This window comes from Micromonospora radicis, assembly GCF_003583405.1.
Taxonomy (GTDB): Bacteria; Actinomycetota; Actinomycetes; order Mycobacteriales; family Micromonosporaceae; genus Micromonospora; species Micromonospora radicis.
This window is the reverse complement of sequence record NZ_QXEC01000022.1, coordinates 79,873-90,868: the sequence shown is the minus strand read 5'-3', so window position 1 is coordinate 90,868 and position 10,996 is coordinate 79,873. Positions and strand designations below refer to the sequence as shown.

Below are 10,996 nucleotides of genomic sequence, written 5' to 3'. Positions count from 1 at the left end.
GGGCACATCCGGCGCCGGGCCCTCCCTCGCGTGGCTGGTCGGCGTGCTGGCGCGTGGTGGTTTCGCGTCCGGTGATCGCAGTCGTCGTCACGCAGCGCCCTGAACAGGGATTCCTGCTGCTATAGCGGCCTGGCGTCGTCGGGACGGCGTGTGGCCGCGAAGTCTTGCGGTCGGAATGACTCACTTGTCGACCGGCCATGTCCAGTTCGGACTGTAACGCGGCGGTATTGACGGGGGCGACCATTCAGGGTATTACCTGCTGTTCTGTGGCTGCTTGTTGGGTAAAGCGGAACTGACGTTCCCGTGGCGCCTCGAAAGAGTCGTATGCGAGAGGTGTCGATCGCGGCGGCATTCGCGTACGCTGATCGGACGTCACGGGGTCACGAATGTGGGGAGGTGATCGCAGTGAATGGTGGTGTTGTCAATCGCGGTGAGGTTCGCGGAGTGGCCGACGCGCTCTGACGTAGCGCAGGACGATGCCGGCGCCTAGTCGCTGGCCCAGCGAGTGCGCCTAGTCGGCGGGCCTGCGGGCAGGCCTCAGTTGCTCAGCAATCGACGCCGGCTAGGCGCCCCGCAGCTTTCGGGGTCGCGCAGATTGCCCGCTGTTCCATTGTGGCTTCGGCGAATAGGGTGACCTCGACCGCGATTCGACCCGGCGTCCGCTGGAGTCGCGTGGGCGATATCTCCGGTGGTTGCCGCGCCCATTCCGGCGCAATGCCATATTCGCTGGTTCGTATTCTTCCCGGCTGCCCCGGACAATGTCATGGCACACCAGGGGATATGCTCGTTTGCTGATCGGACGGCAGGTGGCCGCTGGGCTCGTACAGGACACCGGGATTCCCGGGCGGCCCGCCTGGCCGAGCTACTGCTGGCCCGCAGTGAGGAGTTCCGGCGGGGGTGGGACGACCACGAGATCGGAATCCGTCCACGCGAGGTCAAGCACTTCGTCCACCCCCGAGGTCGGCGTGCTGGAACTGAACTGCCAGCGGCTGGTCGACCGGGCCAGGCCCACGCACTGATGGTCTACACCGCCGTTCCCGGCAGCGAGAGCTACGAGAAGCTCCGGATGCTGTCGGTCATCGGTGCCCAGCCGCTGTGCTGAGATCCATCGCGCCCTGCGGGCCGACCACCGTGATCGGACGTCGGCAGAAGTAGACCAGGGCGGGCGGCAGGTTGGTCCACACCGTCCGGCTGACGACCACCTCCTCGAACCGCGACCTCAGCGCCTCGTGCAACCGTCGGGCCGGAGGGGCCCAGCGGGCGTGGACGTAGGCGAACGTAGTGAAGACGCCGGTCGGCTGTATGACGGCGACCACCTCGGACAGGACGTTGCGTTGCAGTTCCTCGTCGAAGGCTGCCCACGGGAGGCCGCTGACCACGACGTCCGCCCGGTCCAGGCCGCGTTGCGCGAGCACCTCGCGGAGGGCGGTGGCGTCGGCGACCGCGACCTCGACGGTGGCGTGCAGCGCGGCCAGCCGGCCGGCGAAGCGAGGGTTGATCTCGACCGCGAGGTGTCGGCCGGATCCGGCCAGGCGTTGCTGGATGGGCGCGGTGAAGGCGCCGGTGCCCGGGCCGAGTTCCACGACGACAGGCGAGCCCGTGGCCGGCACCGCGGCGGTGGCCAACTCGGCCAGGGCCCGGCCGCTCGGCCGGACCGCTCCCACGGTCAGCGGACTGCGCAGGAACTCGAGAAAGAATGACACAGGCGGCCCGCCGTCGCTCGGGAGCTGAACCGGCTGGAGGGCTGCGCCGTGCATCGCCCCGTCGATGCTCCGCCGGTCACGATCTCGTGTGGTTGGTTGCGATCGAGGGTGCACCATCACGGGCCGGGCAGCAACGGTTCGCTGATCCCAGGATCAGTGAACCCTACCGTCCGTCGACGCTCGGTTCGGAGCGGTCTGCCCCCTGGACGCCACCGGCCCGGTGCTGTTCCTGCTGCCGATCCTGCTCACCGGCATTCTGTTCGGCCTGGCGATGGAGTACGAGGTCTTCCTCGTCACGCGTATGCGCGAGGCCTACGTACACGGGGTGCCGGCGCGGCAGGCGGTCATCGACGGGTTCACCCACAGCGCGCGGGTCGTGGCCGCCGCCCTCATCATGGTCGGCGTCTTCGCCGGCTTCACCTTCACCGACGACATCATCCTCAAGACCGTCGGCTTCGCCCTCGCCATCGGCGTCCTCGTCGACGCGTTCCTGTCCGCATGCTCGTCGTCCCCGCCGTCATGCTCATCCTCGGCCGGCGGATCTGGTGGATGCCCCGCTGGCTGGACAGGCTCGTGCCGACCCTGGACGTCGAAGGCGAGGCACTCGCGAAGCGGCTCGCCGCAGGTTAGTGGCGGCCGGTGGAGGCGCCTGCCGCCCCTCGCCGAACGTGGGGTCGTCGAGGGGCGGCGGCGGAGTCACCAGGGAACGACGCCATCGTCGTTGACGAAGGTGCCGGTGGGGCCGCCGTCGGGCAGGGTGGCGAGCCGGACCGGGGTGGCGGCGGCGGCCTCGACCGGACGCCCCTGGCCGCCGGTGAAGTCGGTCGCGACCAGGCCTGGGCAGACCGCGTTGACCAGGATTCCGGTACCGGCGAGCTGCCGGGCGTAGTGCACGGTGAGGGCGTTGAGGTACGACTTCGTCGGCGCGTAGGCAGCCATGACCGGGCCGACCTCGACGGTCGGGTCGGCCTGCCAGGTCAGGGATCCGACGCTGCTGGAGATGTTGACCACGCGCGGGGCGGGCGCGCGGCGCAACAGCGGCAGCAGGGCGTTGGTCACCCGGATCACGCCGTACACGTTGGTGTCCACGACCGCGCGGACGACGTCCAGGTCGAGGGTGGTCGGGTCCTGGGTCCAGTCCGGTCCGGTCGGTCCGGAGATCCCGGCGTTGTTGACCAGGACATCCAGCCGACCGGCGTGGCCTTCGATCAACTCGGCCGCCGCGGCGACGCTGCGGTCGCTGGTGACGTCCAGGGGGACGGCGAAGGCGTCCACCCCGGCGGCGCGCAGTGTCTGCACGGCCGCCTCGCCCCGGGCCTGGTCGCGGGTGCCCACCGCCACCCGGTGGCCGTGGGCGCCCAGACCGGCCGCGATCTGGTAGCCGAGTCCCTTGTTCGCGCCGGTGACCAGCGCGGTCTTGGTGTCGTTCATGACGCCGATGGTGGCGCGACGAGGGCCGGTCTCCTTACACCGTTCAGGTAAGCGGTCATACCGTGCCGGTATCACGGCAGTATCGTCGGGAGCGTGGACACGCTGGAGACCCGCGAGCTGAGGTACTTCGTCGCCGTCGCGGAGGAGTTGCACTTCAGCCGGGCGGCCGAGCGCCTCGGTATCGCCCAGCCGCCGCTGTCCCGGGCGATCCAGCAGCTCGAACGGCGCCTCGGGGTGACCCTGTTCGACCGCGACCGGCGCGGCGTCACGCTCACCGGCGCGGGCCGGGTGCTCCTCGACGAGGCGCGGTCCGTCCTCGACGGGGCTGCCGCCGCCGCCCGTCGTACCCGCCGCGCGGCGACCACCACGCACCGGCTGACGTTGGCCACGAAGGCCGGCAGCAACCACGAGCTGCTGCAGAAGCTCCTGGACGCGTACGCCGCCGAGCCCGGTGCGGCCGAGATCGAGATCCTGCTGTGCGGGATGGGGGACCAGGCGCGGATGCTGCGCGACGGTCGCGCCGACGTGGCGCTGATGCAGCGGCCCTTCGACGCGCTCGCCGGGTTCGACACCGAGGACCTGCTGACCGAACAGCAGGTCGCCATCCTGCCGGCCGGGCATCCGCTCGCCGCGCGTACGTCGCTGAGCCTGGCCGAGATCAGTGACCGGCCGGACCTGCCGGTGGCCCGCTGGCCCCGGCCGGACGGCAGCTACGAGCCCGGACCCGGGCCGGAGATCCACGACCAGGCGCAGCTGGCCCAGTTGATCGCACTCGGGCACGCCATGGCGGTCCTCTGCGCCTCGTCTCGATCCTGGCTGTGGAACGCGCACGTCGCCGTACCGCTGACCGACGCACCGTACGTCACCACCGTGCTGGCCTGGCCGGCGCACAGCCGCTCCCGGGCGGTGGCCGGGCTCGTGCGCACCGCGGCCGAGCTGTAGCCCACCGGCATCGGGACCGGGGCGGTCGCCGACCGCCGGTGGAAGATTCGGCGGGCGATCGAACCGTCCGGAACTCTCAACCGGAGTAATGGGGACGACAGCCAGGTTCGGCCGACCGCACAAAGACGGGCAGTTGATGAGTGCACAACGATGTGTCGCCGGCGGCGAACGCGGGCGGGAACAGCTCGCCCGCTACCTGCTGGGGTCCCTGTCGGCCGACGAGGAGTTCGAGGTCGAGGCGCACCTGCTGCGGTGTGCCGGGTGTCGGGCCGTCGCGGCGGGGCTGAGCGAGGTGGCGGCCTCCGTGGCCACCCTGCCGCCGACGGCGGTCCGCGCGCTGGAGGCGGGCGGCCTCGACGCCGATACCGATCCGACGACGACACCCGGTACGACGCAGTCGCGCGGAGGTGACCCGGGCCACCGGTTCCGCCGGATCCTGCGGTACGCCGTGGTGTTGCTCGTCGGGGTGCTCCTCGGCGCCGGTGGGCTCGCCCTGGCCGGACTGTCAGGTCGGTGCTGAGTGGGACCGCCGGGGACGGCCCGTAGGCCGTACTGGCCAGTCTCGACGTCCCGCGCCGACATCCGGCTTCTCCTGTTGGCCCAACCGGCGGCCGACGTCCTGCTCGTCGTACCGGTGCCCGGAGCCTCGCCGCACACAGTGCAACGCCGCGCGGTGAACCCGCGAGCGGTGCCGTACGTAGTGGCAGTGGCTCGGAATCCCGGCCGTGGCGCCCGGCGGGGTCGGTCGCCAGGACAAGGACAGGACGTGGAGGCTGCGGCGTGCAGGAGAACTCCGGCAAGGACGAGTGGGAGCAGGCCGTCGACTGGGAACACGTGGCCGAGCAGGACCACGACGAACCGGCGCGGGGCGGCTGGCTCCTCGGCGGGCTCGACCCGGATCGGTCCGCCGGAGAACCCGTCGCCGACCCGCCGCCGCGAGCCGGCGGTTCCCCGGGAACCGTCGACCCGCGGCCGGCAGCCGGCGGGGAGCCGGGGATACCGAGCGGACCGGCGTCTGTCGGCTGGGCCGGCACGCCGCGTCGGCTGCTTCGCGCGGTGCCCACCAAGGCGCTGGTCGCCGCCGGGACGCTCGTCGTGGTGGTAGGGGCAATCGCCCTGGCCGCCGGGGGCGGGACCGCCGACCAGCCGGACGCGACCCCCCGGGCCGAGGGTTCGGCACCGGGCCGGTCGGCCCCGCCACCGACCGGACTGCCCGATCCCCGCTCGGCCGAACCGACCGTCCCGGTCCCACCGGCCGACGGCGAGGACACCGCACCTGCGGACGGGGATGCCCCCGACCCGGAAGGCTTCCGACGCAGGGGCGAGTCCAGCCCGCCGGCCAGCGCGGCGGCCAGCACCGCGCCGCGTGCGACCGGCCAGCCGCGCGCCGACTCCGGCCAGTCGGTCGGGCCGTCGCCGGCCGCGTCGCGCGCCGTCGAACCGCAACCCACCACGGCGCCCGCGTACGGGGCGCCCCGAGCCGGGATCACCGTCCGGTTGGTCAACCTCGCCAGCGGGAAGTCCGCCGGGGTGAGCGGGGGCTCCGGCGCGGACGGCGCCCGGGTGGTGCAGAGCTCGAACACGGGCGACAGCGCCCAGCACTGGCGGCTGATCGCCGGCCAGGCGGGCTGCTACCACCTGGTCAACGCCCGCACCGGCAAGGCCTTCGACAACACCGACGGCACCTCGGTCAACGGCATGCAGATGCAGCAGTGGACCTACTACGACGGCAGCCACAACCAGACCTGGTGCTTCACCGCGCTGGGCGGGAACCGGTACTCGATCAAGAACATGACGAGTGGTTTCCTGCTCGACGTCCGGGACGGCGGGACTGCCGACGGGGTGGCCGTGCAGCAGTGGAACGCCGACCCCGCCGACCCCAACGCCAACCAGACGTGGCGGTTGGCCCGGGTGTCGTGACCGGTCAGGTGCGACCCGTTCGGACGGTCCGGAGCCGGGTGAGCAGATCCTCGATGTCGAACGGCCGGTCGGTGGCCAGGTCGGCCAGGTAGACGACGGCCGGTTCCCCGGCGTCCACGTCGAGCACCCGGAACCGGCTGCCCGGAACGAAGACGCAGGCGGGGCCGTCGTCGAGGAAACCGGCGTCCAGGTGGCGACCGGAGGCCGACCAGATGACGAGGGTCGGCCCGCCGGGAGCGGGCCGGTCGGGGGAGAGCCACGCGGTGAGGAAACTCGGCTCGACGATGTCCGTGCCCGGGCGGTAGCTGCCCTCGGGTCGGTCCCCGGTGGCGAAGACCGGCCCGAACACCAGTGGCATCCGGGTCAGCACCGAGGCGACCGTACCCGCCGACCCGCCGTCGGTGCGGCCGTCCGGTCGCTGCGCGCGGAGTTCCTCCGCGACCCGCTCCTGGTCCGCGCCGAGGGCCTGGGCGACCGTGGCGGCGAGGTCGCCGGGGGGCGGTGCGTCGTCGTCGCGGGCGCGGACGGGGTCGGTCACCGGGATCTCGGGTACCCAGATGTCGCCGCCGGCCGGCAGGTGGTGGCCGTTGACCCGCCGCTCGGCCCGGCGACGCCGAGCACGCCGGGCAGGTGGCGGTGGCGTCGCCGGGTCGGCAAGGGCCGCCAGCGCGGCGGCACAGGCGGCCGGCAGCACCGGACCCGCTGGTCGGGCGGCGCCCCCCGGCGGGTAGGTGGTGAAGCCACCGGCGGCGAGCAACACGCCGGTGACCGTCAACGCGGCCGGACCGGACGGCGCGTGGACCGGGGCGCCCCAGGCGGTGGCGAGGTCGGCGAGCAGGGCGGGCCGTACGGCCGTGTCCGGGTCGACGACCAGCAGCGGCACCCGGGCGGGGACGCCCGCCGCCAGCAGCAGGTCGGCCAGCCGGTCGGCGCGGACCTTCGCACCGTCCACGACGAACCCGCGCCGTCCGGAGGCGACCTCGACGACGGTGCCGGCGATGGCGGCGACGAAACCGAACGGCGTCGACCCGGCCGGGAGGAAGGACCAGCCGGCCGCGGTGGCCCGGCCGGTGGCCGTGGCCGGGTCGCGGGGCTGCCGGCCGGTGCCGGGCGCAGTGGCCGGCACCGGGACCGCCGCGGGCTCGAGTGCCACGGCGGTCCCGTCGACCGGCAGTACGACGCCTTCGGGGGTCACCGGCGCGAGCCTCCGACCGGTGCCGGTCCGCGCCGGTACCGCGCAGCGGAGGCGTACCGGAAGGTCGCTGAGCGCGGCGAGCCCCGTGCCGGCCGGCAGGGCGCCGGGCAGGAGCACCAGCCGGGTCGCCGGATCCGGGCGCAGCGCGGTGACCGCGGCGACGAGGGCGTCGACCTCGACCGGCCGGCCACAGCCACCGACGAACAGCGTGACGGCGTCGGGCTCGCGGGGCAGACCTGCGACCGTCCCGGAGAACTCCGCCGGCAGGTCGGGCGGCAGCAGCCACAGCCCCGCCGGTACCGGCCGGAGGACCACCCCCGGTCCGGGCCGGCGGACCGACACCGGTGGCCAGGCCGGCGCGGGCGACCACGGGGGCTCGTCGTGGCCGTCGCCGGTGCCGGTCCGGGTGTGCCAGCCCGCGGATCCGGCAGGCTCGTCGGGCACGGTCTGCTCGGCGGCCGGCGCCGCCGGGTCGTCGACCGGGGGCAGGCTGACGCAGGTCCCGTCGGCGGCGACGGTGATCCGGCCGAGCGGCCCGGTGACCGGCCGGTCGAGACGCGCGGCGACCTCCCGGATACCGGAGATCCGGGCGGCCCGGTCCGGGCCGTCCCCGAGCAGCACCAGCCGTACGGCGGGCCGGGCCGGCGGGTGACGGACGAGCGCCTCGGCGGCGAGCCCGAACACGTCGGCGCGGGCGGTCACCGCGGGCGAGGTCACCACGATCGTCTCGGGGTGGGCCCTGGCGAGTGCGGTCGTCACCGCCCGCAGCGCCGCCGCCGGTCCGGTGCCGGTGTGCAACAGCAACGCCCCCTGGATCTCATCGAGGCGTACCGGCGGCGCCGCGTCGCGGGCCGGGTGGCCGGCGACCATGGTCACCACGGTGCGTCCCGTCCTGCCGCGGTGAGCGCGTCCATCGCCTGGTGGGCAACGGTCGGGACGACCGGGGTGGCCCGGTAGCCGGCGGCCCTGATGTGGTCGAGGAAGTCGGGCTCCGGCGCCGCCGCGTGACCCTGGACGTAGTGGGCCAGCCCGTCCGGCCAGACCCAGATCCCGTCGGAGCGGTAGCCCATCGGTACCACCCCCGGTGTGCCGTCCAGGACGTCGTCCATGGTGGCCGTGCTCCGCACGATCGGTGAACCGCCGCCGAGGAACGCCAGCACCCGCTCACGCTCCTCCTCGGCGAGCGTCGCGCCGGGCAGCTCCGGTGGGGTGGCCGGGGCGAGTAGCCGGGCCACCCGGGGCCGGGTCAGCGCGGCCGGCTCGGTGCGGGCGAGGGCGCCGGCCGGTTCGCCGGCCCAGATCAGCGTGGCACTGGCCAGGGCGGCGCGCTGGTAGGGCGGCAGCAGCAGCGGGGCGGTGAACACCTCCACCTGGGGTGCCGGTTCACCGGCGTGGGACAGCACCTCCTGCAACCGGGCCGCGGTCAGCGCGAGGAGTTCACCGTCCGCCACGGCCAGGACGAGGAAGACCTGTTTCGGCGGGGGATAGTCGGTCGTGCGGTCCGGCGTACGCCAGACCCGCCACACCGCCCGGGCCGTACCCTCCGACTCCAGTTCGACCGCCCCGACGCAGGCCGCCGCGACCGGACCGAGGCCGACTGGCGCCGCTCCACTGTTCTCGGTGCCCCCGCCGGTCCCGGCCGTGCTGCCCGACCGGGCCGGGTCGGTGACGCTGAACGAAACCGGCGGCAGCCCCCGGTGCGGCGCCCCGGCCTCGGCCGCGTTGTCACCGGGTACGGCGAGCAACGCCAGATCGGACGCGGAGAGTGAGATCCGGGTGGTGGCCCGCGCGTGGTCGACGATCGTCGCCACCTCGTCGGTGGCGCCCCGGGCGAGTCGGTCCCGGGCGGTGCAGATCAGTTCGTCGGGCACCCAGCCGGCGACCCGTAGCAGCAAGTGGTGGAACGCGGCGACCGACACACCCGCCTCCCGATCGGACTTGACGCGATTCGTGACACCTACTTCGTTCGGCGGGCACCGAAGGTTCACCACACCGCAAAGAATCACTGCCCTCCGCGATGTTTCACGGGCGCGTACGCGGGACCGTCGGGTCAGCGACTGATACGGAGGGCAACATGATCGCGACGGCCGGTTGCGTCGCCTCGGATTCCGCCGAGGTCAAGCTCGATACGCTGCACCAGCTGCACCGTGCGTCACTCTTCAACTACCTGGTCAAGCTGACTCTGGGTGATCGTCTGCTGGCCGAGGACATCCTCCAGGAGACCTTCCTGCGGGCCTGGCGGCACCTGCTGCGCGACGAGGCGGCCGACATCGAGATCTTCCGCCCGTGGCTGTTCACCGTGGCGCGCCGTCTGGTGGTGGACATGCTCCGGGCGCGGCGGGCCCGACCGACGGAGGTGATGGCCGAGGACCTAACCCGGATCAGCGCCGCGGAGGATCGGATCGACGAGGTGGTCGGCGCGCACACCGTCCAGGAGGCGTTGCGTCAGTTGAGCGTCGAGCACCGGGTGGTGTTGCTCGAGCTGTACTTCCACGGCCGTTCGCCCACCGAACTGGCGGTGCTGCTGAACGTTCCGCTGGGGACGGTGAAGTCCCGCGCCTACTACGCCAAGCAGGCCCTGCGTGCCCAGCTCGACCGGTAGCGGGCGACGGATGCCGGGCCGGCGGCGCCGTAGCGTGGCGGTGGCCGGCGCGGCACTCGGCCTGGTGGCGCTCGGCGCACCGCCGGCCGCCGCCGACCAACCCGACCCACCCACGCTGCCGGCGGCGACCGTCGGCTGTGTCGGCCCGTCCCCCGTCCCGGCCGGCGACCGGATCTCCTGGCCGTTGGCCCGGTTGGCCCCGCAGCAGGTGTGGCCGTTGAGCCGGGGGTCGGAGGTGGTGGTGGCGGTCCTGGACTCCGGGGTGAGCGGGGCCACCAGCGGGTTGACCGGGGCGGTACTGCCCGGCCGGGACGTCGTCTCCGGTGGCCGTGCGCGGGCCGACTGCCTGGGCCGGGGCAGTGCGCTGGCCGGCATCGTCGCCGGCCGGGACGGGCCCGGCGGCACCGTCTTCGGGATGGCACCCGAGGCGACCGTACTGCCGGTCCGGGTGATCGACGGTCAGCGTAGGGTCACGCCGAAGGCGCTCGCCGACGGCATCGACGCCGCGGTCACCGGAGGCGCCGACGTGGTGGTCCTGGGCACCGGCGTACCCGCCGACAGTCCCGCACTGCGTGCCGCGGTGACCCGGGCGACCCGCGCCGACGTGCTGGTCGTCGCGCCGGTCAACGATCGCCCGTCGACGGTGGCCGGACAACCACCGCAGGTCTGGTTCCCCTCCGCGTACCCGCAGGTGCTCGCCGTCGGCGGGATCGGCGTCGACGGCCGGGCCAGCCAGCCGGCGGCGAAGGAGGGCGGCCCGGACCTGTTGGCCCCCGGGGTCGGTGCCGTCGTGCCGGGGCCGGTGGGCTCCGGCGTCTACACGGTGGACGGGTCGGCGGTCGCCGCCGCCTACGCGGCCGGGGCCGCGGCGCTGGTCCGTGCGTACCATCCCGACCTCGACGCGGGGCGGGTACGGGACCGGCTGCTCGCCACCGCCGAACACCCGCCGGGCGTGCCGGTCGGCACCGTCGACCCGTACAGCGCGGTCGCGGCGATCGACCCCGAGGCCGGGGCCCGGATCGTCCGGCAGGGTGTCACCCCGGTCGTCGTCCCGGTCGCCGCCCCGCCGGACGCCGCCCGCACCCGGGCCCGGCTCGTCACCGCCGGGATCGTCGCGCTGACCCTGCTGGTGGCCGCCCTCCACACCGTCCGGCGGGGCCGGCGGCGCAACCACCCGGACCGATCCCCCTCCTGAACCGCCCG

10 protein-coding genes and 1 pseudogene are annotated in these 10,996 nt (G+C 73.8%); 7 read left to right on the top strand and 4 right to left on the bottom strand.

The window, feature by feature from the left end:
* Positions 1-763 precede the first annotated feature (763 nt).
* The gene (locus D2L64_RS28545) at positions 764-1,102 is read left to right on the top strand and encodes an MmyB family transcriptional regulator (RefSeq protein WP_407663148.1); all 339 of its coding nucleotides are present in this window, start codon (positions 764-766) and stop codon (positions 1,100-1,102) included.
* On the opposite strand, the gene D2L64_RS20760 is transcribed toward D2L64_RS28545, so the two are convergent.
* The gene (locus tag D2L64_RS20760; RefSeq protein ID WP_199714666.1) at positions 1,077-1,703 is read right to left on the bottom strand and encodes a class I SAM-dependent methyltransferase; all 627 of its coding nucleotides are present in this window, start codon (positions 1,701-1,703) and stop codon (positions 1,077-1,079) included. The genes D2L64_RS28545 and D2L64_RS20760 overlap by 26 nt on opposite strands.
* 202 nt (positions 1,704-1,905) lie before the next feature.
* On the opposite strand from D2L64_RS20760, the pseudogene D2L64_RS27995 reads away from it, so the two are divergent.
* Positions 1,906-2,333: pseudogene (locus tag D2L64_RS27995) on the top strand (MMPL family transporter); the annotation flags it as partial.
* A 66-nt stretch (positions 2,334-2,399) separates the two neighbouring features.
* On the opposite strand, the gene D2L64_RS20750 reads toward D2L64_RS27995, so the two are convergent.
* Positions 2,400-3,134, bottom strand: coding sequence for an SDR family oxidoreductase (locus D2L64_RS20750; RefSeq protein WP_119578877.1), 735 nt, complete (start codon positions 3,132-3,134; stop codon positions 2,400-2,402).
* Positions 3,135-3,236: 102 nt separating this feature from the next.
* On the opposite strand from D2L64_RS20750, the gene D2L64_RS20745 reads away from it, so the two are divergent.
* The 3 genes from D2L64_RS20745 to D2L64_RS20735 all read left to right on the top strand — a co-directional run bounded on the left by D2L64_RS20745 (position 3,237) and on the right by D2L64_RS20735 (position 5,996).
* Entirely contained in the window at positions 3,237-4,076 is an 840-nt protein-coding gene (locus tag D2L64_RS20745) for a LysR family transcriptional regulator (RefSeq protein ID WP_199714668.1), read from the top strand.
* Between the two features lie 136 nt (positions 4,077-4,212).
* Positions 4,213-4,596 carry an anti-sigma factor family protein gene (locus D2L64_RS20740; protein WP_158603524.1) on the top strand — a complete coding sequence of 128 codons (384 nt, stop codon included), beginning with the start codon at positions 4,213-4,215 and terminating at the stop codon, positions 4,594-4,596.
* A 260-nt stretch (positions 4,597-4,856) separates the two neighbouring features.
* Positions 4,857-5,996: an RICIN domain-containing protein gene (locus D2L64_RS20735; RefSeq protein WP_119578874.1), complete on the top strand. Its 1,140-nt coding sequence runs from the start codon at positions 4,857-4,859 to the stop codon at positions 5,994-5,996.
* Between the two features lie 4 nt (positions 5,997-6,000).
* On the opposite strand, the gene D2L64_RS20730 is transcribed toward D2L64_RS20735, so the two are convergent.
* Together D2L64_RS20730 and D2L64_RS20725 are read right to left on the bottom strand one after the other, a co-directional pair.
* Positions 6,001-8,061 carry a hypothetical protein gene (locus tag D2L64_RS20730; RefSeq protein WP_147376275.1) on the bottom strand — a complete coding sequence of 687 codons (2,061 nt, stop codon included), beginning with the start codon at positions 8,059-8,061 and terminating at the stop codon, positions 6,001-6,003.
* A 2-nt stretch (positions 8,062-8,063) separates the two neighbouring features.
* The gene (locus D2L64_RS20725; protein WP_119578872.1) at positions 8,064-9,110 is read right to left on the bottom strand and encodes a hypothetical protein; all 1,047 of its coding nucleotides are present in this window, start codon (positions 9,108-9,110) and stop codon (positions 8,064-8,066) included.
* A gap of 155 nt (positions 9,111-9,265) precedes the next feature.
* Between D2L64_RS20725 and D2L64_RS20720 the strand changes: the two genes are divergently transcribed.
* Both D2L64_RS20720 and D2L64_RS20715 read left to right on the top strand, forming a co-directional pair.
* On the top strand, positions 9,266-9,793 hold the full coding sequence (locus D2L64_RS20720; RefSeq protein WP_158603523.1) for a sigma-70 family RNA polymerase sigma factor: 528 nt from the start codon (positions 9,266-9,268) through the stop codon (positions 9,791-9,793).
* Positions 9,774-10,988 carry a S8 family serine peptidase gene (locus D2L64_RS20715; RefSeq protein WP_147376273.1) on the top strand — a complete coding sequence of 405 codons (1,215 nt, stop codon included), beginning with the start codon at positions 9,774-9,776 and terminating at the stop codon, positions 10,986-10,988. Before D2L64_RS20720 ends, D2L64_RS20715 begins: the two co-directional genes overlap by 20 nt.
* Positions 10,989-10,996 lie beyond the last annotated feature (8 nt).

Excerpts from the sequence above, each read along its gene's own strand:
- D2L64_RS20730 (WP_147376275.1), bottom strand. The coding sequence starts at position 8,061 with ATGGTCGCCGGCCACCCGGCCCGCGACGCGGCGCCGCCGGTACGCCTC.
- D2L64_RS20740 (WP_158603524.1), top strand. The coding sequence starts at position 4,213 with ATGAGTGCACAACGATGTGTCGCCGGCGGCGAACGCGGGCGGGAACAG.
- D2L64_RS20750 (WP_119578877.1), bottom strand. The coding sequence starts at position 3,134 with ATGAACGACACCAAGACCGCGCTGGTCACCGGCGCGAACAAGGGACTC.
- D2L64_RS28545 (WP_407663148.1), top strand. The coding sequence starts at position 764 with ATGGCACACCAGGGGATATGCTCGTTTGCTGATCGGACGGCAGGTGGC.
- D2L64_RS20720 (WP_158603523.1), top strand. The coding sequence starts at position 9,266 with ATGATCGCGACGGCCGGTTGCGTCGCCTCGGATTCCGCCGAGGTCAAG.